Genomic DNA, 25,181 nt, shown 5'->3' with positions numbered 1-25,181 from the left:
CTAGGATAGGGTGCGATGAGTAACGACATGTATTCGGTGGAGCAGGTCGCCGACCTGCTCGGCCTGCACGTGCGCACCGTGCGCGGCTACATCCGCTCCGGTCGGTTGCGGGCGACGCGGATCGGCAAGCAGTACCGGATCGCCCGCGCGGACCTGGACGCGCTGACCGGCCGGCCCGCCCCGGCCGCGCCGGCACCGGGGGCGGAGGTGTCGAGCGTCGTGCGGCTCGACGGCGTCGACCGGGTCGCCGCCGACCGGCTCGGCACGCTGGTGCTGGCCGGTGTGAACACCCACCACGACCCGGACCGTCCGCTGCGGGTGCAGACGGTCCACGACGAGGAGCGGCACCGCATGACCATCGTGATCCTGGGCGACCTCACCGCCACCGCCGACCTGCTGCGCCTGCTCGACGGGGTGCTCGACGGCGGCAACGGCCTGCTCGCCGGCGGGGAGCGCGACCGTGGCTGACCTGATGCAGGAGCGCGCCGGCGAGCAGGTGCTGGTCTGCGACCCGGACGGCCCGCCGATCGCCACCGAACGCGACGCGCTGGACCTCATCGGCGCGGCGTTCCTCGGCGCGACCGTGGTGGCGGTGCCGGCCGCCCGGCTCGACCCCGACTTCTTCGCGCTCGGCACCCGCTTCGCCGGTGAGGTGATGCAGAAGTTCGTCAACTACCGGCTGCGCCTGGCGATCGTCGGGGACATCTCCGAGCACCTGGAGCGCAGTGGCGCGCTGCGGGCGCTGGTGGCCGAGTCCAACCGGCACGACCAGGTGTGGTTCGTCCCCGACCTCGACGCGCTCGACGCCCGCCTGCGCGCCACCCCCTGACCCCCGCCCCACCTCGCCCCCGCCTCGCCGCGCCTCGCCGATCTTGCACTTGCGGCCCTCGTCGGGGGCGGATTGCCGGGTTTGCCCGGGCACCGAGTGCAAGATCAGCGGCGGCCAGCGGGCGCGGTCGGCGCGGTCGGGGCGCGGGGTCAGCCGGGCTGGGCGCTGGGGCCGACGGCCGCGTCGCGGGTTCCGGGCGGCGGGTAGGGGCGCTCCGCGAGCAGCCGGGCCAGGTGGGCGCTGTTGAGCGCCAGCGCGGCGGTGGTGCGGCCGGTCGTGTCGGGCTTGGGGCGGGCGTCGACGTAGTCGGTCTTGTGCAGCGCCTCCCCGACCCAGTAGGTCGCCCCGGCGGCCGGGCAGGTGAACCCCACCTCGTTGAGCGCCTGCTGCACCTCGGCGATGGTGTGGTGCGCGCCGTCCTCGTTGCCGACCACCGCCACCCCGGCGACCTTGCCGTAGGTGCGCAGGCGGCCCTGCTCGTCGGTCTCGGACAGCTCGGCGTCCAACCGTTCGAGGACCATCTTGGTCACCGACGCGGGCTGGCCGAGCCAGATCGGCGTGGCGATGATCAGAATCTGGGCGGCGAGCAACTTGGCGCGGATGGCGGGCCAGCCGTCGCCGTCGCCCTCGTCGACGGAGACCCCGAAACGCACGTCGTGGTCGACCACCCGGACGATCTCGCCGTCGACGCCCTGATCGGCCAGTGCGTCGAGCACCTCCTGACCGAGCACCTGCGAACTGGACGTCGCCGGGGAACGCTTCAGGGTGCAGTTGAGTACGAGTGCGCGAACAGCGGTCATAGCCGGGTCCTCTCCGCCTCGGGAGTGCGGGGACTTGATACCCGCGACCGGGGCCGGGATGCGTCAGCCGGCGCGGTGGCGGCGGTGCGCCCGTGCGGTGTCGACCGGCCGCCCGGGGTCGACGTGACGTGGCAGGTCCGGCTCGTCGGGGCGCAGCGGGACCAGGTCCTCGGTGATCGCGTCGATGATCCGGTCGGTGGCCTGCCGGGCCGCGCCGGGGGAGCCCGACCGCAGGTCGTCGATCGCCACCGGGGCGCCGAAGTGCACCCGGATGACGGGCCGGCGCACGAGCGCCCGCGCCACGCCGCGCAGCATTCCCTTGGGCGCGCGGTACGGCAGCACCTCGTGCGAGCCCCACTGGGCGACCGGTACGACGGCGGCGCCGCTGGCGAACGCGAGCCGGGCCGTGCCGGTCTTGCCCCGCTCGGGCCACATGCCGGGGTCGAGCCCGATGCGTCCCTCCGGGTAGACGAGCACCACCGAGCCGCCGGCCACGGCCTGGGCGGCGACCTCCAGGGAGCGGTGCACCGCGGCGGTGCCCCGGTCGACGCGGATGTGCCCGGCACGGCGCATCAGCGCGCCGATGACCGGGGCGCGGAACAGTCCGCCGGTGGCCATGATCCGGGGCGCGACGCGCCGGACCCGGCAGGCGGCGGCGAGTACGACCGGGTCGAAGGGGCTGATGTGGTTGGCGGCCAGGACCAGCGGGCCGTGGCGCAGCGCGTCGGGCACGTCGCCGGTGACCTCCAGCCGGCCGACCAGCCCGACGGCGGCGCGGGCGAGCGTCTGCGCGCCCCGCCACAGCAGCGGCGCGCGCCAGAGGGTGCTGTTCATCAGTGCTGGATGGTCGCACGAGCCGCAGCGACCCGGGCACCCGCCACGGTGATCCCGGGACCGGCAGGTCCTCCGGCAAGGGTGATCAGGGTCATTGGTCCCGGGCCGGGTGGGGCCCTGCGGCCCTGCTGCTTTCTCTACGACGACGAGTAGTATCTACTACGTCTCGTAGTATGCACAGCTGGGGGTTTTCTGGTGGACGCGTTGGACGTCGCCCGCTGGCAGTTCGGTGTCACCACCGTCTACCACTTCTTGTTCGTGCCGTTGACCATCGGCCTGTCCGTGCTGGTGGCGATCCTCCAGACCATGTGGCACCGCACCGGCAACGAGCGGTACCTCAAACTCACCAAGTTCTACGGCAAGCTGTTCCTGATCAACTTCGCGATGGGTGTGGTCACCGGCATCGTGCAGGAGTTCCAGTTCGGCATGAACTGGAGCGACTACTCCCGCTTCGTCGGCGACATCTTCGGGGCGCCGCTGGCCATCGAGGCCCTTGTCGCGTTCTTCCTCGAATCCACGTTCATCGGCCTGTGGATCTTCGGCTGGGACCGGCTGCCCAAGCGCCTGCACCTGGCCTCGATCTGGGCCGCCGCGATCGGCACCAACCTGTCGGCGTACTTCATCCTCGCCGCGAACTCGTTCATGCAGAACCCGGTCGGCTTCCGGATCAACCCGGAGAGCGGCCGCGCCGAGCTGACCGATTTCGTCGCCGTGCTCACCAACAAGGTCGCCCTGGTGACCTTCCCGCACACCCTGGCCGGCGCGTTCCTGGTCGCCGGGTCGCTGATGGTGACCGTGGGCCTGTGGCACGTGATGCGCAACCGCGACAGCGCCGACACCGGCGCGTACCGCTTCGCCACCAAGCTCGGCTCCTGGACGGTCCTGGTCTCCTCGGCGCTGGTGATCCTCACCGGCGACATCCAGGGCAAGATCATGACCGAGGTGCAGCCGATGAAGATGGCGGCCGCGGAGGGCCTCTACACCACCGAGAGCCCCGCCTCGTTCTCCGTGCTCACCGTCGGCAGCCTCGACGGCAGCCGCGAGCTGTTCGCCATCAAGATCCCGTACCTGCTGTCGTTCCTCGGCACCGGCGACCCCAACGGCACCGTGCAGGGCATCAACGACCTGCAGGCCCAGTACGCCAGCCAGTACGGCCCCGGCAACTACGCCCCGATCATCCCGGTCACCTACTGGAGCTTCCGGTTCATGATCGCCTTCGGGCTGGCCGCCGCCGCGATCGCGCTGCTGGTGCTGTGGAGCCAGCGCAAGGGCCGCACCCCCACCAGCAAGTGGCTGCTGCGCGCCGGCCTGGTCATGCCCGTGCTGCCGCTGCTCGCGAACTCCTTCGGCTGGATCTTCACCGAGATGGGCCGTCAGCCGTGGATCGTCTTCGGCGAGATGCTCACCCGTGACGGCGTGTCCCGCAGCGTCTCCCTGACCGAGGTGCTCACCTCCTTCACCGCGTTCACGCTCATCTACGCCGTCCTCGCGGTGGTCGAGTTCAAACTGCTGGTCCGCTACGCCCGCGCCGGCGTCCCGGACGTCACCCCGCAGACCGACGACGACACCGACGACGCCGAGCGCCCGCTGGCGTTCGCCTACTGACACCCCGGAGCCCAACCGTGGAACTGACTACCGTCTGGTTTCTCCTCGTAGCAGTGCTCTTCACCGGCTACTTCATCCTCGAAGGCTTCGACTTCGGCGTCGGGATGCTGCTGCCGGTGCTCGGCCGCGACGACCGGCAGCGCCGCGTCCTGATCAACACCATCGGCCCGGTCTGGGACGGCAACGAGGTGTGGCTGATCACCGCCGGCGGCGCCATGTTCGCCGCCTTCCCCGAGTGGTACGCCACCCTGTTCTCCGGCTTCTACCTGCCGCTGCTGCTGATCCTGCTGGCCCTGATCGCCCGCGGTGTCGCCTTCGAGTACCGCCACAAGCGGCCCGAGGCGTCCTGGAAGCGCCGCTGGGACCAGGCCATCTTCTGGGGCTCGGCGATCCCGGCGGTGCTGTGGGGCGTGGCGTTCGCCAACATCTTCCGCGGCGTGCCGCTGGACGCCGACCACGAGTACGTCGGCGGCCTGGTCGACCTGCTCAACCCGTACGCGCTGCTCGGCGGCCTGACCACGCTGGGGCTGTTCCTCACCCACGGCGCGGTGTTCCTGGCGCTCAAGACCACCGGTGACATCCGGGAGCGCGCCGGCGCCCTCGCCGTCAAGCTCGGTGTCGGCACCGCCGTGGCCGCCGTGGCGTTCCTGAGCTGGTCGCTGACCATCCGCTCCAGCGCCGCCGCCGTCGTGCTCGCCGTCGGCGCCGCCCTCGCCCTGCTCGGCGGTCTGGCCGCGGCCAAGGTACGCCGGGAGGGCTGGGCGTTCACCGGCACCGCCGTGGCGATCGCGCTGGCCGTGGCGACGCTGTTCGCCGCGCTGTTCCCGAACGTGATGCCGTCCACCCTGGACGCGGCCGGCACGCTGACGGCCACCAACGCGGCGTCCACCCCGTACACCTTGAAGATCATGACCTGGGTGGCGGTGATCTTCACGCCGATCGTGCTGGCGTACCAGGGTTGGACGTACTGGGTGTTCCGCCGCCGAATCGGGGTACAGAACATTCCGCAACACTGATCGACCTGTGGGCGCAGGGGTACGCGGGGCCGGTGCGAGGGGGTCGCACCGGCCCCGCGGGGCGTTCAGCGCGCCTCGCGCAGTTCCGCCAGTCGCGCCTCGATCTCGGCCAGCTCGGCGCGCAGCTTCTCCGCCTGCTGCTCGGCCTCGGCCCGCTCGGCGGCCAGGATCTGCTCCACCGCCTCCTGCACCCCCGGTACGTCCACCAGCGCCACCATCCGCAGCGCCTCGGCCGGCTTCACCACGTACGGCCGGGCCAGCGCCTTCGCGCCCTGCTGCGCGGCCACCGTCCACTCGCCCTCGGCGTACGCGAGCGTCACGGTCAGCCCCGGCGGCGTCTTCGGCTTGGCGGCCTTCACCGCCCGCTTCGCCGGCTTCGGCTCCGCCGGCGGCGCCTCGGTCTTCGGCTCCTCCCGCCGCGGCGCCGGCACCCGCGGGGTGTCCAGCACGAACGCGGGCTCCGGCGCGGCCGGCGGCTGCTCCGGTTCCGGCTTCGCCTCGGTGGCCGGCCGCCGCCCGGCGCCCTTGGGGGCGATCGCCACGTCGGCGGGGGAGAACGGCAGCTCGTCGCGGCCGAACCGCACCACCACGAACTCCTCCGACGCCTCCGGGTCGGTCAGCTCCACCACCTGCCCGAGCTGCCCGGCCATCTGCCCGGCCGCCTCGGTGAACACCACCCGGGGCTTGCGGCCCGCCGCAAGGGCCTCCCGGATTCCCTGAACCTCGTCAGTGGACAAACCCTGACCCGCCATCACGCCCTCTTCCGTACACCTGTCTGACGCAGCCTTGATACCAGCCGGCTGCGACACCTCGATGATCAGCCCCCGAGGGCCCGCAGCGCCGCGTCGGCGTGCTCGTTCATGTTCAGCTCGTTGTGCACCACGGCGAGGACCCGCCGGTCGGTGCCGATCACGAACGTCATCCGCCGGGTGCTCAGCGCGCCCAGCGGCAGCCGCCGCCGCACCCCGAACGCCCGCGCCACCGACCCGTCGGCGTCGGACAGCAGCGGGTAGTCGAACCCGTGCCGGCGGGCGAACTCGGCCTGCCGCTGCACCGGATCCCGGCTGATCCCCACGCGCTGCGCGCCCACCGCCGCGAACTCCGCCGCCAGGTCCCGGAAGTGGCAGCTCTGCGCCGTGCAGCCCCGCGTCATCGCCGCCGGGTAGAAGAACAGCACCACCGGCCCGGCGGCCAGGAACTCCGACAGCCGCCGCGGCGTGCCCGTTTCGTCCGGCAGCGTGAAATCCTCGACCAGGTCACCGACACCCACCGCGTCACTCATGACGTGAGGATATGTAGACATCGGCGATCCCGCTCCGTCGTACCTGGCGAGCGGCGGGGAGGCACCGCCGCACGACGCGAAGGACAGACAGTGAAGTACGTGATCATGATCCACTCCAACCCGGAGCCGTGGGGCCACCCCACCTCCGAATACCTCGCCGCCCACCAGGAGCTGCCCGCCGAGGTACGCGACCGGCTCAACGCCGACTTCGAGCAGGTGATGACCGAGCTGCACGCCAACGGGGAACTGGTCGTCGGCGAGGCGCTCGCCGACCCCCGTACCGCGCGGCTCTACCGGTGGGCCGACGGCGCACCGCTGGCCACCGACGGCCCGTACTCCGAGGCGAAGGAACACCTCGCCGGTTTCTTCCTGATCGACGTCGAGGACCAGGCCCGCGCGGAGGCCGTCGCCGCGAAGTTCGCCGGCCCGGGCGAGACGGTCGAGCTGCGGCCCCTGATGTGGCCGGGCGGCTCCGATCAGTGAGTCCGCGGCGCTCGCGGACGTGTGGCGCCGGGAGGCGTCGCACGTCCGCGCCGCGCTGCTGCGCCGATACGGGCAACCCGACGCCTGCGAGGACGCCGTCCAGGACGCGGCGGAGGCCGCAGCCGCCCGGTGGCCGCTCACCGGCGTCCCCGACGAACCCCGCGCCTGGCTCATCCAGGTCGCCGCACGGCGCCTGATCGACCGGATGCGCGCCGAGGAGGCCCGGACCCGCCGCGAGCGGCTCGACGCGGTCCGGCAACCCGGCGCCGGCGTCGTACCACCCGTCGACGACGACACGCCCGTGACCGGCGCCGACGACATGTTGCGGCTGCTGTTCCTGTGCTGCCACCCGGCGCTGAGCCGCCCCTCCCAGGTCGCGTTGACCCTGCGCGCGGTGGCGGGACTGCGGGTGGAGCAGATCGCCGCCGCCTACCTGGTGCCGGCCCGGACCATGACCCAGCGGCTGAGCCGGGCCCGCGCGACGCTGCGGGAGGCGGGCGCCCGGTTCACGATGCCGCCACCGGACGCGCTGCCCGACCGGGTGGCAGCCGTGCTCGACGTGTGCCACCTGGTGTTCAGCGAGGGCTACACCCGCACCTCCGGTGACCAGCTCGTCGACGTGGAACTCGCCGAGGAGGCGATCCGCCTCACCCGGCAGGTCCACGCCGCGCTGCCCGACCACCACGAGGTCACCGGCGCGCTGGCGCTGATGCTGCTCACCCACGCCCGCTCACCCACCCGTACCGACGCCGCCGGTGACCTCGTGCCGCTGGCCGACCAGGACCGCGCCCGCTGGCGGCGTGACCTCATCGAAGAGGGCGTCACGCTGCTCGGCCGGGCCCTGCCCCACGGCCCGGTGGGCCGCTACCAGCTCCAGGCGGCCATCGCCGCCGTGCACGCCGAGGCACCGGCCTTCGGCGACACCGACTGGCTGCAGATCAGCGTCCTCTACGACATGCTGAGCCGGGTCGCCCCCAGCTCCTTCGTCACGCTCAACCAGGCCGTCGCCGTGGCCATGGCGCACGGCCCCGACGTCGGGCTGGCGCTGCTCGAACCGCTGCTGGCCGACCCGGCGATGCGCCGCCACCACCGGCTGCACGCCGTGCGCGCCCACCTGCTCGAACTCGACGGCGACGCGCAGGCCGCCGCCGAGCACTACCGGCTGGCCGCGCGGCTGACCGGCAGCCTGCCCGAACAGCGCTACCTCAACCGGCGGCTGGCGCGCCTGACCGGCTCCTGATCGCGGTCACCGCCACACCCCGGCCACCTCGGCGGCCACCGCGTCGGCCTGCGCGAAACCCGCCCGCGCCGACGCCGCCCGCCGCGCCGGATCCAGCACGTTGCGGCCGATCGCCGTCCGCGCCGCCCGATCCGGCGCCACCACCGCCACCCGCGCCCCCGCCTCCCGCAACGCCGCCACCTGCGCCGACAGCCGCGGCATCGGACCCACCGCCGCGCTCGTCGGCGCCAGCACCACCACCCGATCGCACCCGGCCGCCAGGTCCGCGTTCACCGGCGAGCGGACCCCGCCGTCGACGTAACGCCGGCCGCCGACGGTGACCGGCGGCCACACCCCCGGCACCGCGCAACTGGCGCCGACCGCGTCCACGAGCGGCACCCCGCTGTCCGCGTCGAACACCACGAACTCACCCGACGCCGCGTCCACGGCGGTGACCAGCAGCCGCGCCGCCGGCCACTGCGGCGACGGCAACCGGGCCGCGATCACCGCCCGCCGCGACTGCTCCGACGGGGTACGCGCCGACAACGCCATCGCGCCGATACGCGCCCGGGCCCGCGCCGCGTCCCGGCCCCGCCCACCGGCCCACGCCCAGCGCAACAGCACCCCCGCCCCGAGCCGGGCCGGCACCTCGTCGCGCGGCGGCCGCAACTGCGCCGCGTACAACTCCGCCACCGGCGTACCCGAACGCACCTGCGCCCCGACCACCGACCCGGCCGACGTGCCCACCACCAGATCCGCCTCGTCCAACGGCAGCCCGTGCCCGGCGAGCCCGGCCAGCAGACCCAGCTCCCAGGCCACCCCGGTCACCCCGCCGCCACCCAGCACCAACGCGCGCCCCATGTGACAGTCCTCTCCACCCCGGATGGTCCCGCCCACGGTAACGTCGCCCCCACCGCCAGGCAGGGGAGAAGGGCATTGACCTCCGTCACCATCGTCACCGGGGGAGGGCGCGGCATCGGCGCGGCCACCGCCCGCCGGCTCGCCGCCGACGGGCACGACCTGGTCATCGGCTACCGCACCGATCACACCGCCGCCGAATCCGTGGCCGCCGACGTGCGCGCCGCCGGCCGCCGCGCGGTCACCGTCGCCGCCGACACATGCGACCCCGAGCAGGTACGCCGCATCTTCGACGCCGCCGACCGGCTCGGTCCGCTCACCGGCCTGGTCAACAACGCCGGCGTCACCAGCCCGATCGGCCCGTTCACCGACCTGCGCGTCGACGACCTGCGCGACGTCGTCGACGTCAACCTCATCGGGTACGTGCTGTGCGCCCAGCAGGCGGCCCGGCGGCTCACCGACGGCGGCGCCATCGTCAACGTCTCCTCGGTGGCCGCCACGCTCGGCTCACCCGGCGAGTACGTCCACTACGCCGCCGTCAAGGCCGCCACCGACACCCTCACCGTCGGGCTCGCCAAGGAACTCGCGCCGCGCGGCATCCGCGTCAATGCCGTCGCCCCCGGCATCATCCGCACCACCATCCACGCCCGCTCCGGCGCGCCCGACCGCCCCGACACCGCCGCCGGCCGGATCCCGATGGGCCGCGCCGGGGAACCCGAGGAGGTCGCCGGCGCGATCGCGTACCTGCTCGGCCCGGACGCCTCGTACACCACCGGCGCGGTCCTGCGCGTCGGCGGCGGCCTCTGACACGACGGCGGCCCGGGGGTTCCGCCCCCGGGCCGCCGCGTCGCGTCTCCTAGTCGGTGAACAGCTTCGCCGCCGTGATCACCGTCTGCACCACGCCGTAGCCCAGCAGCACCGACACCACCAGCCACGACACCACCAGGCGAACCAGCTGCCCGCCACCGCTGTGCTCGTTCACGATCCGCTCCTCTCCGTCGCACCCGGTGCTGTTCCGTCCCGACCCGACGCCGGCTCGTGGTAGCGCTCCGGCACCGGCCGCACCAGCACGTTCGCCACCAGCCCCACCGCCAGCACGCCGACCATCGTGAACAGCGCCGGCCGGTACGCCGCCGCGGTCAACGTGCCCGGCTCACCCTGCGCGTCGAGGAACCCGTTGACGATCAGCGGCCCGGCCACCCCCGCCGCCGACCACGCGGTCAGCAGCCGGCCGTGGATCGCGCCCACCTCAAACGTGCCGAACAGGTCCCGCAGGTACGCCGGAATCGTCGCGAACCCACCGCCGTAGAACGACAGGATCACGGACGCCAGCAGCACGAACAACGCCGTCGCGGTCTGCCCCACCAGGGCCAGCAGCAGGTACAGCACCATGCCCACACCCAGATACACCATGTAGATCGGCTTGCGGCCGATCACGTCCGACGTGGACGACCACACGAACCGGCCCGCCATGTTGAACAGCGACAGCAGCCCCACGAACCCGCCGGCCGCCGCCACCGACACCGCCGAGGTCCCGTTGTCCCGGAAGAAGTCCTGGATCATCGGGCTGGCCTGCTCCAGGATGCCGATGCCGGCCGTCACGTTGCAGAACAGCACCACCCACAGCAGCCAGAACGACCGCGTCTTCACCGCGTTGGCCGCCGACACGTTCGCCGTGGTCACCAGCGGCTTCTCCGCCACCTGCGACGGGTCGAACCCGGCCGGGCGCCAGTCCGGCGCCGGCACCCGCACGTTGAACACCCCGAACATCATGATCACGAAGTAGCCGATGCCGAGCGTGACGAACAGCCACACCAGCGCCGACCCCGACGCCGTGGAACCGCTGTTCGACGGGTCGTAACCCGAGTCGAAGAACGACAACAGCTGCCGGGACAGGGGAGAGGCCACCATCGCCCCGCCACCGAACCCCATGATCGCCAACCCGGTCGCCAGACCCGGCCGGTCCGGGAACCACTTGATCAACGTGGAGACGGGGGAGATGTACCCGATCCCCAGACCGACCCCGCCCAGCACCCCGTACCCCAGGTACAGCAGCCACAGCTGCCCGGTCGCGATGCCCAGCGCCCCGACCAGGAACCCCGCCGCCCAGAAACACGCCGAGACGAACATGGCCTTACGCGGCCCGTTCGCCTCCACCCACGTACCGGCCACCGCGGCCGAAAGCCCCAGCATCACGATCGCGATGCTGAAGATGACCCCGATCGCCGTCTGACTCGTGTCGAAATGCGCGATAAGGGAGTTCTTGTACACGCTCGTCGCGTACACCTGCCCGATGCACAAATGGATCGCCAGCGCCGCCGGGGGGATCAGCCAGCGGCTGTACCCCGGCGGCGCGACGGTGTGCCGACGATCGAGTGCGGAAAGCATCGTTGCTTCCTCCGTCCAGAAGGCGAGACCACCGGAGTTCATGCCCCCACCACACGCTGCGCCCAAACCCGCCCCGCGCCCGGCGGTCGGAACCGTGAGCCGAACGGTCACCGCCGCGCCCGCCCGTCATCGCACCACGACTACCCGTCACCACACCGGGAGATGCGACGATGACCGGGTGAAGATCCTGTCCATCCAGTCGTCGGTCGCCTACGGCCACGTCGGCAACTCCGCCGCCGTGTTCCCGCTGCAACGCCTCCGACACGAGGTCTGGCCGGTACTGACCGTGCACTTCTCCAACCACACCGGCTACGGCGCCTGGCGCGGCCCCCTGCTCGCCCCCACCGACGTCGCCGACGTCATCGCCGGCATCGCCGACCGCGGGGTGCTCGGCACCGCCGACGCCGTGCTCTCCGGCTACCAGGGCGACCCCGCCGTCGGCGCCGTCATCCTCGACGCCGTCGCCCAGGTCAAGGCCGCCAACCCGGCCGCCGTCTACTGCTGCGACCCGGTCATGGGCGACGTCGGCCGCGGCATGTTCGTCCGCCCCGGCATCCCCGAGTACCTGCGCGACACCGTCGTCCCGCACGCCGACATCGTCACCCCCAACCAGTTCGAGCTGGAGTTCCTCGCCGGCCGCACCACCGACACCCTGGACGACCTGCTCGCCGCCGTCGACACCGTGCGCGCCACCGGCCCCCGCCACGTCCTGGTCACCAGCGTCCTGCACGGCGACCTGCCCGCCGGGCACCTGGAAGTCGTCGCCGTCTCCGACGACGGCGCCTGGGCCGTCACCACCCCGCTGCTGCCCATCGCCCCCAACGGCGGCGGCGACGTCACCGCCGCGCTCTACCTCGCCCACCTCGCCACCACCGGCTCACCCCCGACCGCGCTGGAACGCACCACCAACTCGATCTACGCGGTACTCGAGGCGACCCTCGAAGCCGGCACCCGCGAACTGCAACTCGTCGCCACCCAGGACGCCATCGCCGACCCGCCCACCCGCTTCACCGCCCGCCGGCTGCGCTGACCCCGGTCCGGGTGCACCCGCCGTCGCCGCGACGCCGCCGGGTGCACCCGGCGGCGACTCGCCGCTCGAACAGGTGGACGACCCCACCGGCGAGCAGGCAAGATGCGGACGTGCCACCGGACCCGGTCACCGACGACCCCGCGTTCGCCCAGCGCCTGCGCGACCTGACCCGGCTGCGCCGCGTCCGCGACCGCATCGACCGCGAATACGCCAAACCCCTCGACGTCGAAGCCCTCGCCCGCGGCGAACACATGTCCGCCGGGCACCTCAGCCGCCAGTTCCGCCAGACCTACGGCGAGTCCCCGTACGCGTACCTGATGACCCGCCGCATCGAACGCGCCATGGCCCTGCTGCGCCGCGGCGACCTCAGCGTCACCGATGTCTGCTTCGCCGTCGGCTGCCAGTCCCTGGGCACCTTCAGCACCCGCTTCACCGAACTCGTCGGCGAACCACCCAGCGCCTACCGCGCCCGCCACGTGCCCGACACCGCCGAACCACCCCCGTGCCTCATCAAGCAGGCCAGCCGACCGATCAGAAATCGAGAAGCCCGCCCTGGCCGCCCACCGTTAGCGTGACCACCATGACGATCACCATCCACTACGCGTTCCTGCCACACACAGGCGCCGACGACGCCCTCGCCTTCTACCGCGACGTCCTCGGCTTCGAACTGCGCAACGACGTCGGCTACCAGGACATGCGCTGGCTCACCGTCGGCCCACCCGACCAGCCCGGGACCAGCATCGTCCTGCACCCGCCGGCCGCCGACCCCGGCATCACCGACGACGAACGCCGCACCATCCTCGAACTCATCGCCAAGGGCAGCTACGGCGCGCTCACCCTCGCCACCGACGACCTCGACAGCCTGTTCGACCGCCTCCAGGCAAGCGGCGCCGACGTCGTGCAGGAACCCACCGAACAGCCCTACGGTGTCCGCGACTGCGCCTTCCGCGACCCCACCGGCAACCTCATCCGCATCAACGAGCTGCGCTGAACCATGACCGACGCACCCCGCCCCCGCGCCCAGCGCCGCAAGGACACCACCCACCGCCTCGACCACGACGTCGACTGCTGGGTCGCCACCGCCGACCCCGACGGCACCCCGTACCTCGTGCCGCTGTCGTTCGACTGGGACGGCGACACGCTGCTGGTCGCCACCCCGGCCGACAGCCCCACCGGCCGTAACCTCGCCACCGGCCGCGTCCGCATCGGCATCGGCCCCACCCGCGACGTCACCATGATCGACGGCGACGTGGAAACCCTCGCCATCGACGCCCTGCCCACCGAACGAGGGGACCGCTTCGCCACCCGGACCGGCTTCGATCCCCGTACCCTGACCACGCCCTACCGCTGGTACCGCGTCACGCCACGCCGCATCCAGGCCTGGCGCGAAGCCGACGAGCTGCCCGGCCGCACCCTGATGCGCGACGGCCGCTGGCTCGACTGACACCCGCAACACCGGACGGAGACACCATGAGCAAGGCCACCACCGGCCTGCACCACGCCGACAGCCACGACGTCATCCGCGTCCACGGCGCCCGCGAGAACAACCTGCGCAACGTCGACGTCGAAATACCCAAACGCCGCCTCACCGTCTTCACCGGCGTGTCCGGCTCCGGCAAGAGCTCGCTGGTCTTCGGCACCATCGCCGCCGAGTCCCAGCGCCTCATCAACGAGACCTACAGCGCCTTCGTCCAGGGCTTCATGCCCACCCTGTCCCGTCCCGAGGTCGACGTCCTCGAAGGCCTCACCACCGCCATCATCGTCGACCAGGAACGCATGGGCGCCGACCCCCGCTCCACCGTCGGCACCGCCACCGACGTCAACGCGATGCTGCGCATCCTGTTCAGCCGCCTCGGCGACCCCCACATCGGCCCGCCCAACGCCTACTCGTTCAACGTCCCCTCCGTCCGCGCCGCCGGCGCCATCACCGTCGACCGCGGCCCCGGCAAGACCCAGACCCAGAAGGGCACCTTCAACCGCCTCGGCGGCATGTGCTCCCGCTGCGAGGGCCGCGGCGCCGTCACCGACTTCGACCTCACCGTCCTCTACGACGAGAAGCTGTCGCTCAACGAGGGCGCCATCACCATCCCCGGCTACAGCATGGACGGCTGGTACGGCCGCATCTTCCGCTCCAGCGGCCTGTTCGACCCGGACAAGCCCATCCGCGACTACACCAAGCGCGAGCTGAGCGACCTGCTCCACAAGGAACCCACCAAGATCAAGGTCGACGGCATCAACGTCACCTACACCGGCCTCATCCCGGCCATCCAGAAGTCGATGCTCGCCAAGGACGTCGACGCCATGCAGCCGCACATCCGCGCCTTCGTGGAACGCGCCGTCACGTTCACCACCTGCCCCGACTGCGACGGCACCCGCCTGGCCCCGGAAGCCCGCTCCTCGAAGATCAACGGCATCAACATCGCCGACGCCTGCGCCATGCAGATCAGCGACCTCGCCACCTGGGTACGCGACCTGCACGAACCCTCCGTCGGCCCGCTGCTCAAGGCACTGGGGGACACCCTCGACTCCTTCGTCGAGATCGGCCTCGGCTACCTCAGCCTCGACCGCCCCGCCGGCACCCTCTCCGGCGGCGAGGCCCAGCGCACCAAGATGATCCGCCACCTCGGCTCGTCCCTCACCGACGTCACGTACGTCTTCGACGAACCCACCATCGGGCTGCACCCGCACGACATCGCCCGCATGAACAACCTCCTGCTGCAGCTGCGCGACAAGGGCAACACCGTTCTGGTCGTCGAACACAAACCCGAGACCATCGCGATCGCCGACCACGTCGTCGACCTCGGCCCCGGCGCCGGCACCGCCGGCGGCACCATCTGCTACGAAGGCACCGTCGCCGGGCTGCGCGCCAGCGACACCACCACCGGCCGCCACCTCGACGACCGCGCCACCCTCAAGGACAAGCTGCGTACGCCCACCGGCGCCCTGCCGATCCGCGGCGCCCGCACCCACAACCTGCGCGACGTCGACGTCGACATCCCCCTCGGCGTCCTGGTCGTGGTCACCGGCGTCGCCGGCTCCGGCAAGAGCAGCCTCATCCACGGCTCACTGGCCAAGCGAGAGGACGTCGTCAGCGTCGACCAGACCGCCATCCGCGGCTCCCGCCGCAGCAACCCGGCCACCTACACCGGCCTGCTCGACCCCATCCGCAAGGCCTTCGCCAAGGCCAACGGCGTGAAACCCGCCCTGTTCAGCGCCAACTCCGAAGGCGCCTGCCCGACCTGCAACGGCGCCGGCGTCATCTACACCGACCTCGGCATGATGGCCGGCGTCGCCAGCACCTGCGAGGACTGCGAGGGCAAGCGCTTCCAGCCGGCCGTCCTCGAATACCGCCTCGGCGGCCGCGACATCAGCGAGGTCCTCGCCATGTCCGTCAACGAGGCCGAGACGTTCTTCAGCGACGGCGAGGCCCGCACCCCGGCCGCCCACACCATCCTCGACCGGCTCGCCGACGTCGGCCTCGGCTACCTCACGCTCGGTCAGCCGCTGACCACCCTGTCCGGCGGGGAACGGCAACGTCTCAAGCTCGCCACCCGGATGGGGGACAAGGGCGGCGTGTACGTCCTGGACGAGCCCACCACCGGCCTGCACCTGGCCGACGTCGCCCAGCTGCTCGGCCTGCTCGACCGGCTCGTCGACGCGGGGAAATCCGTCATCGTCATCGAGCACCACCAGGCCGTCATGGCACACGCCGACTGGATCATCGACCTCGGTCCCGGCGCCGGGCACGACGGCGGACGGATCGTCTACGAGGGCACCCCGGCCGACCTCGTCGCCGCCCGGTCCACACTCACCGGCGAACACCTCGCCGACTACGTCGGCGCCTGACCACCGCGCCCGCCGTGCACGCCATGCCGGACCTGCGGTCGGTCGAGGACGCCCGGGAGGGGGAGGAGGGGAGAGACGCCGGTTCTGTTCCTCCGAACCGCGCCGGGACGTTCGGATGATCACCAGAACACGGCGCCCGTGCCACCATGTAGGGCCCTTCCCGTCACCGGCCACAAGGGATGAGGTCCGGCATGGAGCTGCGCAAGACCCGACAGACGCTGTGGAGCGGCCTCGCGATCTTCGCCGTCGGCGTGGCCCCGCTGCTGTACCTGACGCCCTCGTCAACCGTGAGGTGGGTTCTCGTCCTTCTCTGGCTGCTGGCGGCCGGCGTGTTCGTCGCCTACCAGCTCAGGCCGTTCCGGTTCCGCATCGGAGCCGACGGACTGGACCTGCGCGTCGCCGGGCTCAACCGGCTGGTGGCGTGGGCCGAGATCGACTCGGTCGTCCTCGACCAGCCGCTGCCGTCCGGTGGCCGGAAACAGAGAGCCGCATCGGTGTTGCTGGTGCCGGCCACCGCATCGACCATCGACCGCAGGCTCACCGGCCGCAGCCCCGTCGACGGCCGGCCGGCCCTGGTGCTCATCCATCTCCCGACCAGGTGCGGCAGCCGCCGGGTGAGGTGGCAGCCGCCCTGGCCCACTTCGGGGGAAGCCGCTTCACCGACGCGCGGCAGCAAGTTCCGCACCGGCACGACGCGCCGGACCTGGATGGGCTGAACGTGTTGGCCGAGCTGATGCCGCGAGCGCAGAAGGCGCTCGACTCGGGCGACGCGTCGCAGCGGCAGGCGCTCAAGGCAGAGGTCGACGCGGCACTCGCGCGACGACGGCCCGCAGCGCCGGCCGGAGACGGCGAGCCCCGACTGGACGACGTCCTCAAAGCGATATCGGACGCTCTCAGCGCCACGGACGAGGACGCCAAGCACTCCTGATCCCCTCCGGCGTCCGGGTTCGATAATGTACATTATGTCAAGTAACCCGGGTAAGGGCCTCCCCGGGCGCACCCGGAGCATGCGACCGCCGACCGCGGCGAACGCAAGCCGTCGGCGCAGGGACACCCGGACCGACGTGTGGCCGACCGGCGACGTCGAGCCGCTGGCGCGCTCGTAGCGCTGTCGCAGCACGAACCACGCGTCGGGCTCGGTCACGCGCACCGCAGCCGGCATGCCACTCACACGCCCCCACGCCTCGTCGATCATGAGGTTGGCGGCAGTCGGCGTCCACTTTGTCGCCGCCAACTTCATGATCGACGAGTCGGGCGAGCCGGCGAGGCGGGTGCCGGGTCGACGCTGGTCCGGGCACTGTCTGCGCGACCGCCCGCAATGGAGTCCCCACCTCCCCTTGCGGACACCGAACGGGCGCGTCGACTCGAAGGCGGGATTGGGCCACTCTCCCCCGGCGGCCACTTCTGGCGGGAACGCGAGAATCATGCATAATATCCCTTATGCATGACAAACCGGACGAAACGGTAAGTGCTCTGATCGAGGAGTTCCTGACCGCCCGGGCCACCCGGAAGCCCTCCCCGCACACCCTGGCCGCGTACCGCAGGGATCTGACCACGGTGGCCGAGCTGGTCGCGGCGGACGGTGACACCACTCCCCTCCCCCTGGACCGGCTGGCGGTCAGCGCCCTCTCCCCCCGCGTGATGCGCGCGGCGTTCGCGCGGTTCGCCGCTCCCCGCGCCGCCGCGTCGGTCCACCGCGCCTGGTCGACATGGAACAGCTTCTTCACGTTCCTGGTGGCCGAGGGTGTCGTACCGGGAAATCCGATGCCGGCGGTGGGGCGGCCCCGCACGCCTCTCCCCCGGCCCAAGCCGCTGCGGGGCGAGGACACCCCGGAGGAGCTGCTGTCGGCGGTGGCGCGCGCGGAGGGCCGGCAGCGCGATCCGTGGCCGGAGCGCGACCTGGCGGTGCTGGCGCTGGCGTTGTGCGCGGGATTGCGGCTGTCGGAGCTGCTGGCGCTGCGGGTGTCGTCGGTGGCCGGGCGCGACGGTGAGCGGCGGGTGGACGTGGCGGGTAAGGGTGGGCGGCCGCGTACGGTGCCGATCGACGACGCCGTGGACCGGGTGCTGGTGGGTTACCTGGACAGCCGGCGGCACCGGTTCGGGTCGCGCAGTGTGCGGCCGGACTCGCCGTTGCTGGTGGACCGTCAGGGTGAGGCGTTGCGGCGGGGCGGTCTGCAGTACCTGGTGGAGTCGTGTTACCGGCGGGCGGGCATTGGTGACCGGGTGCCGCGGGGTGCGCGGTTGCACGCGTTGCGGCACACGTTCGCGACGCGGTTGGCGGAGGACGGGGCGAGCGCGGCGGAGATCATGCGGTTGCTGGGGCATGCGTCGTTGGCGTCGTCGCAGACGTACATCGAGGTGACGGCGGGTCAGCAGCGGGCGGCGGTGGCGGCGAACCGTACCAATCGGGCGTTGTCGGGGTTGGCGCCGCGGCGGTGACGGTCGGCGCGAGGGGTGGTGCGCTGGCAGGATCGGCCGGATGCGGGTGGATGCGGCGCGTGCGGTGGCGGTCGGGTGGGTGCGGGAGCGGATGCGGGCGGATCCGTCGATCGAGGGGGCGTTGTTCAGCGGGTCGACTGTGGGGTTGCCGGGCGACGCGCTGCTGCCGGTGTGGTCGGACGTGGACGTGTTGCTGGTGCGCCGGGAGCCCGGTGTGAAGGTGGGCAAGTTCGTGCACCGGGGGGTGCTGCTGGAGGTCAGCACGGTCACGTGGGAGGAGTTGGGCGGCCCGGAGGATGTGCTGGGGTCGTGGGTGTTCGCGCCGATGTTCCGTACCGATGGGGTGATCGCGGATCCGTCGGGCCGGCTGGGTGCGGTGCGGGAGCGGGTGGCGGCGGGGTTCGCGGATCCGGTGTGGGTGCGGGCGCGTTGTGCGGGTGTGCGGCGGCGGATCGAGGGCGGGTTGCGGGCGGTCGACGCCGAGCGGTCGACCGCGGAGCAGGTGTTGGCGTGGGTGTTTCCGACGTCGTTGCTGGCGGTGTGGCCGGCGGTGGCGGGGCTGGCGGATCCGACGGTGCGGCGGCGGTACGTGCGGGCGGATCGGGTGTTGTCGCGGTTCGGGTTCGCGGATCGGTATGCGGGGTTGCTGGACACGCTCGACGGCGGCGGGGCGGGTGTGGACGCGTCGCGGGTGCGGGAGCACCTGGACGGGCTGGCGGTGGTGTTCGACGAGGCGTCGCGGTTGCCGCGGGAGGGGTTCGCGTTCGGGGCGGATCTGGGTGCGGCGGGCCGGCCGGTGGTGTTCGACGGTGCGGCTGAGCTGATCGCGGCGGGCCGGCATCGGGAGGCGATGTTCTGGGTGCTGGTGACGTACGCGCGGTGTCATGTGGTGTTGGGGGCGGTGGCACCGGAGCGGGAGCGGGCGTTCGGGGCGGTGCTGGCGGATCTGGGGGTGGCGTCGGCGGCGGATCGGCGGCGGCGGGCGGACGCGGTGCTGGCGGCGTTGCCGGGGTGGCAGGCGGTGGTGGATGCGGTGGCGGCGGAGGCTGTGGCAGGCTGAGGGGCAACGCGACTGGCGGCACGGGGATGGGTGAACCATCGGGGAGCTCGTCGTGGGGGTCGACCGCCTGGGCCTCCGCGGGCGAGGTGTCGTATGTCTTCTGCGCGGTTGTTGCCGGGTGCTCCGGTGGCGGAGCGGGTGTTGTCGGAGGTCGCCGCGTCGGTTGCGGAGCTGTGTGCGGCGGGGGTGACGCCGGCGCTGGCGACGGTGCTGGTGGGTGACGACGACGCGAGCGCGGGTTACATCCGGATCAAGCAGCGTCAGGCGGCGGAGCTGGGTTTCGTGTCGCCGCACGTGCATCTGCCGGCGTCGGCGTCGCAGGCGGATCTGCATGCGGTGCTGGCGGATTTCAACGCGGACGCCACGGTGCACGGGGTGCTGGTGCAGTATCCGATCCCGGGTCATCTGGACTACGACCGGGCGTTGGCGGTGCTGGATCCGGACAAGGACGTGGACGGGATGCACCCGGTGAACATGGGTCGGCTGGCGTTGGGGTTGCCGGGTCCGTTGCCGTGTACGCCGGCGGGGATCGAGGCGTTGCTGGCGTTCCACGGTGTGCCGGTGGCGGGCCGGGAGGTGGTGATCCTGGGCCGGGGTGCGACGTTGGGGCGGCCGTTGGCGATGTTGCTGGCGCAGAAGCGGCCGACGGCGAACGCGGCGGTGACGGTGGTGCACACGGGGGTGGCGGACTGGCCGCGGTACACGCGGCGGGCGGAGATCCTGATCGCGGCGGCGGGGGTGCCGGGGATCGTGCGGCCGGAGCATGTGCGTCCGGGTGCGGTGGTGGTCGGCGGCGGGGTGCGGTACGAGGGGCGGCGGCTGCTGCCGGATGTGGACGAGTCGTGCGCGGAGGTGGCGGGGGCGATCACGCCGCGTGTGGGCGGGGTGGGTCCGACGACGGTGGCGATGTTGTTCCGTAACGCGGTGGAGGCGGCGCGGCGGCAGAGTGGTCTGGGCTGAGTGGTCAGCCGAGGTCGACGACGAGGGGCCGGTGGTCGGAGATGGTGGCCAGCGGGGTGTGGACGGCGGTGACGGCCGGTAGCCGGTCGAGGGCGTGCCGGTCGGCGAGGATGTGGTCGAGTTGGACGCGGGGTTGCCCGGCCGGGTAGGTGGGGCGCCGCGCGAGGGGCTGCCAGCGGCTGATCGCGGCGGCGGGCCCGGCGGGCAGGTTGAGGTCGCCGAGCAGGATCCGGGGTGCGGGCAGGGTGCGCAGGACGCGGACGACGCGGCGTAGCTGCCAGACGTTCCAGCCGGGCACGAAGGACAGGTGGGTGGCGGCGACGGTGAGCGGGCCGTGGGGGGTGTCGAGGACGGCGGCGAGTACGACGCGGGGTTCGTCGCGGAGCAGGACGAGTCCGCCGCCGGGGCCGGGTGCGTAGATGGGTGAGCGGACGGGGGCGGCGCGCAGCCGGGTGACCTGCCAGGAGCGGACGGGGTGGCGGCTGATCAGGCCGATGCCGTAGAGGGGTTCGCCGTGGCCGTCGTCGTCGTGGGTGAGGGGGCGGAACTGTTCGCCGGGGGTGCCGACGACGGCGGCGGCGAAGCGGTGGTGGTCGGCGTGCAGGGCGCGGGCGGCCACCGCGGTGAGGTCGAGTTTGCCGCTGCGGGTCTGGTCGCGGTCGACTTCCTGCAGGGCGAGGACGTCGGCGTCGAGGTCGGTGACGGCGGCGGTGAGCCGGTCGGGGTCGACGAGCCCGTCGGTGAGGGATCGGCCGTGCAGCAGGTTGAAGGTGGCCAGGCGCACCTGGACACCCTACGTCGTCGTGGGAGTCTTGCCGGGTGCTGAAACTGTTGTGCTGTTCGATGCTGGTGTTCGTGGCGGTGGGCTCGGTGGGGGTGTGGTTACGGCGTCGCCGGGGGCGGTGAGGCTGGCCACAGGCGGCGTCGTGGCTGGTGGTGGCGTGGGCAGAATGCGGCGGTGGATGCCCTGTCGTTGACGACGTTGCTGAGCGCTGCCCTGCTGGCCGGGTGGGTGGACGCGGTGGTGGGTGGCGGCGGTCTGTTGTTGTTGCCGGCGTTGCTGGTGGCGGCGCCGGGTGTGCCGGTGGCGACGGCGTTGGGCACGAACAAGCTGGCGGCGATCTTCGGTACGTCGACGGCGGCGGTGACGTATGCGCGGCGGACGAAGCTGGACTGGGCGGTGGCGGGTCCGGCGGCCGGGTTGGCGGTGTTGACGGCGGGCCTGGGTGCGGCGTTGGCGGGTGCGGTGCCGGGTAGCGCGTACCGGCCGGTGGTGCTCGTGGTGCTGGTGGCGGTGGCGGTGTTCGTGCTGGCGCGGCCGTCGCTGGGTGTGGTGGCGTCGCCGCAGCGGCGGACCCCGAAGCGGGTGGTGGTGGCGGTGGCGGTGGCCGGTGTGGGCATCGCCCTGTACGACGGGTTGATCGGGCCGGGTACGGGGACGTTTCTGGTGCTGGCGTTCACGGCGATTCTGGGTTCGGATTTCGTGCACGCCTCCGCGATGGCGAAGGTCGTGAACGCGGGCACGAATCTGGGTGCGCTGGTGGTGTTCGGGTTGACCGGGCACGTGTGGTGGGCGTTGGGCGCGGCGATGGCGTTGTGCAACGTGGTGGGGGCGGCGGTGGGCGCGCGGATGGCGTTGCGGCGCGGTGCCGGGTTCGTGCGGGTGGTGCTGCTGGTGGTGGTGCTGGCGCTGGTGGCCCGGCTGGGTTACGACCAGTGGATGGCGGGCTGATCGCGGTGGCGGTGCGGGCGGAGCACGACCGGGCGGTGCTGGCGGGTCTGCTGGGCCGGGATCCGGTGCTGCACGCGTACCAGTTGGGTGATCTGGACGATTTCTTCTGGCCGTACACGTCGTGGTTCCGGCGTGACGACCAGGTGGTGCTGCTGTATCACGGGGTGGAGTTGCCGACGTTGCTGGCGTTCACGGCGCCGGATCGGGTGGCGGGGCTGGCGGGGTTGCTGGCGGAGGCGGCGCCGGTGTTGCCGGCGCGGATGTGGGCGCACCTGTCCCCCGGGCTGGAGGCGGTGGTGTCGCGCTGGTTCGTGGTGTCGGAGGCGGCGGCGCATCACCGGATGGTGCTGACGGATCCGGGGCGGCTGGCGGCGGTGCCGGCGGTGGGTGAGCCGTTGGGTCCGGCGGACGCGGCGGAGCTTTCCGGGTTGTACGCGGTGGCGTATCCGGGGAACTGGTTCGACGCGCGGATGCTGGAGACGGGCCAGTACGTGGGTGTGCGGGAGCGTGGCCGGCTGGTGGCGGTGGCGGGGGTGCACGTGTTCTCGCCGCGGTGGCGGGTGGCGGCGCTGGGGAACGTGACGACGCATCCGGATGTGCGGGGCCGGGGTCTGGGTGCGGGTGTGGTGGCGGCGTTGTGCGCCCGGCTGCGCGCGTCGGTGGATCACGTGACGTTGAACGTGCGGGCGGACAACGCGGCGGCGGTGCGGCTGTACGAGCGGTTGGGGTTCTCCCGGGTGGCCGGGTTCACCGAGTGCGCGTTGACGTCAGCGGCCGCGGCTGGGTGAGTCGAATCGGCCGGCGCGGATCTCGCGCAGGGCGCGGCGGCGGGTGTCGCCGCGCAGCGTGTCGACGTAGAGGCGTCCGCGCAGGTGGTCGGTCTCGTGTTGCAGGGCGCGGGCGAGGAAGCCGCTGCCGGTGACGGTGAGCGGTTCGCCGTGCTGGTCGTAGCCGTGGACGGTGGCGTGCAGCGCGCGGGGCGTCGGGAAGTACAGGCCGGGGATGGACAGGCAGCCTTCCTCGTCGTCCTGGAGTTCGTCGGACACCTCCAGGGTGGGGTTGACCATGTGGCCGCGGTGACCGTCGGCGTCGTAGACGAACACCTGGGCGTTGACGCCGATCTGGGGTGCGGCGACGCCGGCGCGGCCGGGTGCGCCGAGCAGCGTGTCCATCAGGTCGGTGACGAGGGCCCGCAGTTCGGCGTCGAAGGCGGTGACGGGTTCGCTGGGGGTGCGCAGCACGGGGTCGCCGATGATCCGGATCGGGCGCATAGTCATGTCCGGAAGGCTATCCGTTGCTTACCGGTTCCGGGTGTCCGCTGCGGTGTCGAGCAGGCCGGTGTCGGCGATGCGGTCGCGCAGGGGGCGGCGGCGCAGGGCGTCGAGGACGGCGTACAGCTCGTCGGCGAGCGGCACGGGCAGTTCGGTGTCGAGGTGACGTACGGCGGCGGTGGTGGCGGCCCATTCGGCTTCGACGGCGGGCAGCAGGGCGCGGGCGCGGTCGGTGAGGGTGACGATGCGGTGCCGGGCGTCGGTGCCGGGGCGCAGGTCGACGAGGCCGGCGCGGCGCATCTGGGCGACGGTCTGGCTGGCGGCGGAGTGGGTGACGCCGACGCGGGCGGCGAGGTCGCGGATGGGCAGCGGGCCGTCGGCGACGAGCGCGCGCACGACTGGTGAGTAGCGGGGCCGGTAGTCGGTGAGGCCGAGCCGGTCGTGGACGGCGGCGACGTCGCCGTCGAGGACGTCCAGGACGTGGCGTAGCAGGGTGCCGAGGGCGTCGCGGTCGGGGGCGGTCACGTCCACTAATGTAACAGCGCTGTTGTATCTGACTCGGGGAGGCCACTGATGTATCCACCGATCGAGCCGTACGCCCACGGCATGTTGGACGCCGGCGACGGGCAGCACGTGTACTGGGAGACGTGCGGCAACCCGGACGGGCGGCCGGCGCTCGTGGTGCACGGCGGGCCCGGCTCCGGGGCGGGCGCGTCCTGGCGGCGGCTGTTCGACCCGGCCGCCTACCGGATCGTGCTGTTCGACCAGCGTGGCTGCGGGCGCAGCACTCCCCCGGCGTCGGATCCGGCCACCGACCTGTCGGTGAACACCACCGCGCATCTGCTGGCCGACATGGAGGCGCTGCGCGTACACCTGGGGATCGACAGGTGGCTGCTGTGCGGCGCGTCGTGGGGGTCGTCCCTTGCCCTGGCGTACGCGCAGCGGCACCCGGATCGCGTCAGCGCGCTGGTGCTGTTCAGCGTGGTCGCCAACACCAGCCGCGAGATCGAGTGGGTGACCCGGGACATGGGCCGGGTCTTCCCGCAGGAGTGGGCGCGGTTCCGCGACGGCGTGCCCGAGGCCGACCGCGACGGTGACCTGTCCGCCGCGTACGCCCGGCTGGTCGCCGACCCGGACCCGGCCGTGCGGGACCGGGCGGCGCGGGACTGGTGCGACTGGGAGGACGTGCACGTGTCCCTGGCCGGCGGGTACGCGCCGAGTCCCCGGTTCGCCGACCCGGTCTTCCGGTACGGGTTCACCCGGCTGGTGACGCACTACTTCGCCAACCGGGGTTTCCTGCCCGACGGGCAGCTGCTGCGCGAGGCGGGCCGCCTCGCCGGCATTCCGGGGGTGCTGGTGCAGGGCCGGCTGGACGTCAGCGGTCCGCCGGACATCGCCTGGCAGCTGACCCGGGACTGGCCGGACGCGCGGCTGGAGATCGTGGAGTCCGGCGGCCACGGCGGCGGGCACGGCATCAGCGAGCGCGTGGTCGCCGCCCTGGACTCCTTCGCCGCCGCGGGCTGAGCCGC

Annotated in this window: 30 protein-coding genes; 20 read left to right on the top strand and 10 right to left on the bottom strand. The window is 72.5% G+C overall.

What is annotated here, in order from left to right:
• Nucleotides 1-15: 15 nt before the first annotated feature.
• Together O7604_RS23840 and O7604_RS23835 are read left to right on the top strand one after the other, a co-directional pair.
• Nucleotides 16-468: a helix-turn-helix domain-containing protein gene (locus O7604_RS23840; RefSeq protein ID WP_281577836.1), complete on the top strand. Its 453-nt coding sequence runs from the start codon at nucleotides 16-18 to the stop codon at nucleotides 466-468.
• Nucleotides 461-829 (top strand): DUF4180 domain-containing protein, encoded by a 369-nt coding sequence (locus O7604_RS23835; RefSeq protein WP_269706132.1) that lies wholly within the window; start codon nucleotides 461-463, stop codon nucleotides 827-829. Before O7604_RS23840 ends, O7604_RS23835 begins: the two co-directional genes overlap by 8 nt.
• 149 nt (nucleotides 830-978) lie before the next feature.
• Here the strand turns inward: O7604_RS23835 and O7604_RS23830 are convergent, their stop codons facing one another.
• Entirely contained in the window at nucleotides 979-1,629 is a 651-nt protein-coding gene (locus O7604_RS23830; RefSeq protein WP_281577835.1) for an NAD(P)H-dependent oxidoreductase, read from the bottom strand.
• A 63-nt stretch (nucleotides 1,630-1,692) separates the two neighbouring features.
• Nucleotides 1,693-2,463, bottom strand: a complete 771-nt coding sequence (locus tag O7604_RS23825) for a lysophospholipid acyltransferase family protein (RefSeq protein WP_281577834.1) — start codon at nucleotides 2,461-2,463, stop codon at nucleotides 1,693-1,695.
• A gap of 195 nt (nucleotides 2,464-2,658) precedes the next feature.
• Between O7604_RS23825 and O7604_RS23820 the strand changes: the two genes are divergently transcribed.
• Both O7604_RS23820 and cydB read left to right on the top strand, forming a co-directional pair.
• On the top strand, nucleotides 2,659-4,068 hold the full coding sequence (locus tag O7604_RS23820; RefSeq protein ID WP_281577833.1) for a cytochrome ubiquinol oxidase subunit I: 1,410 nt from the start codon (nucleotides 2,659-2,661) through the stop codon (nucleotides 4,066-4,068).
• A 17-nt stretch (nucleotides 4,069-4,085) separates the two neighbouring features.
• The gene (cydB, locus tag O7604_RS23815; RefSeq protein ID WP_269706123.1) at nucleotides 4,086-5,084 is read left to right on the top strand and encodes a cytochrome d ubiquinol oxidase subunit II; all 999 of its coding nucleotides are present in this window, start codon (nucleotides 4,086-4,088) and stop codon (nucleotides 5,082-5,084) included.
• A 65-nt stretch (nucleotides 5,085-5,149) separates the two neighbouring features.
• Here cydB and O7604_RS23810 read toward each other — a convergent pair whose 3' ends face one another.
• Both O7604_RS23810 and O7604_RS23805 read right to left on the bottom strand, forming a co-directional pair.
• A complete protein-coding gene (locus O7604_RS23810; protein ID WP_281577832.1) occupies nucleotides 5,150-5,836 on the bottom strand; it encodes a hypothetical protein in 687 nt (228 codons plus the stop codon).
• Between the two features lie 65 nt (nucleotides 5,837-5,901).
• Complete coding sequence (locus O7604_RS23805) at nucleotides 5,902-6,366, bottom strand: peroxiredoxin (protein WP_281577831.1); 465 nt, start codon at nucleotides 6,364-6,366, stop codon at nucleotides 5,902-5,904.
• Between the two features lie 90 nt (nucleotides 6,367-6,456).
• Between O7604_RS23805 and O7604_RS23800 the strand changes: the two genes are divergently transcribed.
• Nucleotides 6,457-6,849 carry a YciI family protein gene (locus O7604_RS23800; RefSeq protein WP_269706116.1) on the top strand — a complete coding sequence of 131 codons (393 nt, stop codon included), beginning with the start codon at nucleotides 6,457-6,459 and terminating at the stop codon, nucleotides 6,847-6,849.
• A 19-nt stretch (nucleotides 6,850-6,868) separates the two neighbouring features.
• Complete coding sequence (locus tag O7604_RS23795; RefSeq protein WP_281577830.1) at nucleotides 6,869-8,089, top strand: DUF6596 domain-containing protein; 1,221 nt, start codon at nucleotides 6,869-6,871, stop codon at nucleotides 8,087-8,089.
• 6 nt (nucleotides 8,090-8,095) lie between these two features.
• Here the strand turns inward: O7604_RS23795 and O7604_RS23790 are convergent, their stop codons facing one another.
• Nucleotides 8,096-8,929 (bottom strand): patatin-like phospholipase family protein, encoded by an 834-nt coding sequence (locus tag O7604_RS23790; RefSeq protein ID WP_281577829.1) that lies wholly within the window; start codon nucleotides 8,927-8,929, stop codon nucleotides 8,096-8,098.
• Nucleotides 8,930-9,004: 75 nt separating this feature from the next.
• On the opposite strand from O7604_RS23790, the gene O7604_RS23785 reads away from it, so the two are divergent.
• Nucleotides 9,005-9,733 carry an SDR family oxidoreductase gene (locus O7604_RS23785; RefSeq protein ID WP_281577828.1) on the top strand — a complete coding sequence of 243 codons (729 nt, stop codon included), beginning with the start codon at nucleotides 9,005-9,007 and terminating at the stop codon, nucleotides 9,731-9,733.
• Between the two features lie 49 nt (nucleotides 9,734-9,782).
• On the opposite strand, the gene O7604_RS23780 is transcribed toward O7604_RS23785, so the two are convergent.
• Both O7604_RS23780 and O7604_RS23775 read right to left on the bottom strand, forming a co-directional pair.
• Nucleotides 9,783-9,908: a hypothetical protein gene (locus tag O7604_RS23780; protein WP_269706107.1), complete on the bottom strand. Its 126-nt coding sequence runs from the start codon at nucleotides 9,906-9,908 to the stop codon at nucleotides 9,783-9,785.
• Nucleotides 9,905-11,314, bottom strand: coding sequence for an OFA family MFS transporter (locus O7604_RS23775; RefSeq protein WP_269706106.1), 1,410 nt, complete (start codon nucleotides 11,312-11,314; stop codon nucleotides 9,905-9,907). Before O7604_RS23775 ends, O7604_RS23780 begins: the two co-directional genes overlap by 4 nt.
• 178 nt (nucleotides 11,315-11,492) lie before the next feature.
• Here O7604_RS23775 and pdxY point away from each other — a divergent pair, with 178 nt between their 5' ends.
• The 10 genes from pdxY to O7604_RS23725 all read left to right on the top strand — a co-directional run bounded on the left by pdxY (nucleotide 11,493) and on the right by O7604_RS23725 (nucleotide 20,649).
• Nucleotides 11,493-12,344 carry a pyridoxal kinase PdxY gene (gene pdxY / locus O7604_RS23770; protein WP_269706103.1) on the top strand — a complete coding sequence of 284 codons (852 nt, stop codon included), beginning with the start codon at nucleotides 11,493-11,495 and terminating at the stop codon, nucleotides 12,342-12,344.
• A gap of 110 nt (nucleotides 12,345-12,454) precedes the next feature.
• Complete coding sequence (locus O7604_RS23765; protein ID WP_269706102.1) at nucleotides 12,455-12,919, top strand: helix-turn-helix transcriptional regulator; 465 nt, start codon at nucleotides 12,455-12,457, stop codon at nucleotides 12,917-12,919.
• A 5-nt stretch (nucleotides 12,920-12,924) separates the two neighbouring features.
• Complete coding sequence (locus O7604_RS23760; RefSeq protein WP_269706099.1) at nucleotides 12,925-13,335, top strand: VOC family protein; 411 nt, start codon at nucleotides 12,925-12,927, stop codon at nucleotides 13,333-13,335.
• 3 nt (nucleotides 13,336-13,338) lie between these two features.
• On the top strand, nucleotides 13,339-13,788 hold the full coding sequence (locus O7604_RS23755) for a pyridoxamine 5'-phosphate oxidase family protein (RefSeq protein WP_269706096.1): 450 nt from the start codon (nucleotides 13,339-13,341) through the stop codon (nucleotides 13,786-13,788).
• Between the two features lie 26 nt (nucleotides 13,789-13,814).
• A complete protein-coding gene (locus O7604_RS23750) occupies nucleotides 13,815-16,190 on the top strand; it encodes an excinuclease ABC subunit UvrA (protein ID WP_269706094.1) in 2,376 nt (791 codons plus the stop codon).
• Between the two features lie 191 nt (nucleotides 16,191-16,381).
• Nucleotides 16,382-16,906, top strand: a complete 525-nt coding sequence (locus O7604_RS23745) for a hypothetical protein (RefSeq protein WP_281577827.1) — start codon at nucleotides 16,382-16,384, stop codon at nucleotides 16,904-16,906.
• Between the two features lie 5 nt (nucleotides 16,907-16,911).
• Nucleotides 16,912-17,118, top strand: coding sequence for a hypothetical protein (locus tag O7604_RS23740; protein WP_281577826.1), 207 nt, complete (start codon nucleotides 16,912-16,914; stop codon nucleotides 17,116-17,118).
• A 512-nt stretch (nucleotides 17,119-17,630) separates the two neighbouring features.
• Nucleotides 17,631-18,629 carry a tyrosine-type recombinase/integrase gene (locus O7604_RS23735; protein ID WP_281577825.1) on the top strand — a complete coding sequence of 333 codons (999 nt, stop codon included), beginning with the start codon at nucleotides 17,631-17,633 and terminating at the stop codon, nucleotides 18,627-18,629.
• Between the two features lie 40 nt (nucleotides 18,630-18,669).
• The gene (locus O7604_RS23730; RefSeq protein ID WP_281577824.1) at nucleotides 18,670-19,689 is read left to right on the top strand and encodes a hypothetical protein; all 1,020 of its coding nucleotides are present in this window, start codon (nucleotides 18,670-18,672) and stop codon (nucleotides 19,687-19,689) included.
• A 93-nt stretch (nucleotides 19,690-19,782) separates the two neighbouring features.
• On the top strand, nucleotides 19,783-20,649 hold the full coding sequence (locus O7604_RS23725; RefSeq protein ID WP_269706087.1) for a tetrahydrofolate dehydrogenase/cyclohydrolase catalytic domain-containing protein: 867 nt from the start codon (nucleotides 19,783-19,785) through the stop codon (nucleotides 20,647-20,649).
• Nucleotides 20,650-20,653: 4 nt separating this feature from the next.
• Here the strand turns inward: O7604_RS23725 and O7604_RS23720 are convergent, their stop codons facing one another.
• Nucleotides 20,654-21,433 carry an endonuclease/exonuclease/phosphatase family protein gene (locus tag O7604_RS23720; RefSeq protein WP_281577823.1) on the bottom strand — a complete coding sequence of 260 codons (780 nt, stop codon included), beginning with the start codon at nucleotides 21,431-21,433 and terminating at the stop codon, nucleotides 20,654-20,656.
• A gap of 174 nt (nucleotides 21,434-21,607) precedes the next feature.
• Between O7604_RS23720 and O7604_RS23715 the strand changes: the two genes are divergently transcribed.
• Nucleotides 21,608-22,381, top strand: a complete 774-nt coding sequence (locus tag O7604_RS23715; protein WP_269706083.1) for a TSUP family transporter — start codon at nucleotides 21,608-21,610, stop codon at nucleotides 22,379-22,381.
• Entirely contained in the window at nucleotides 22,366-23,169 is an 804-nt protein-coding gene (locus O7604_RS23710) for a GNAT family N-acetyltransferase (RefSeq protein ID WP_281577822.1), read from the top strand. The genes O7604_RS23715 and O7604_RS23710 overlap by 16 nt, the downstream gene beginning before the upstream one ends.
• Here O7604_RS23710 and def read toward each other — a convergent pair.
• Both def and O7604_RS23700 read right to left on the bottom strand, forming a co-directional pair.
• Entirely contained in the window at nucleotides 23,149-23,658 is a 510-nt protein-coding gene (gene def / locus O7604_RS23705) for a peptide deformylase (protein WP_281577821.1), read from the bottom strand. The two genes, O7604_RS23710 and def, sit on opposite strands and share 21 nt — an antisense overlap.
• Before the next feature lie 21 nt (nucleotides 23,659-23,679).
• Complete coding sequence (locus O7604_RS23700) at nucleotides 23,680-24,177, bottom strand: MarR family transcriptional regulator (protein WP_281577820.1); 498 nt, start codon at nucleotides 24,175-24,177, stop codon at nucleotides 23,680-23,682.
• Nucleotides 24,178-24,225: 48 nt separating this feature from the next.
• Here O7604_RS23700 and pip point away from each other — a divergent pair, with 48 nt between their 5' ends.
• Nucleotides 24,226-25,176, top strand: a complete 951-nt coding sequence (pip, locus tag O7604_RS23695) for a prolyl aminopeptidase (protein WP_281577819.1) — start codon at nucleotides 24,226-24,228, stop codon at nucleotides 25,174-25,176.
• The last annotated feature ends 5 nt before the right edge of the window (nucleotides 25,177-25,181 follow it).

It is taken from the genome of Micromonospora sp. WMMA1947, from assembly GCF_027497355.1.
Classification (GTDB): Bacteria; Actinomycetota; Actinomycetes; order Mycobacteriales; family Micromonosporaceae; genus Micromonospora.
This window is presented reverse-complemented; position numbering and strand designations above follow the sequence as displayed.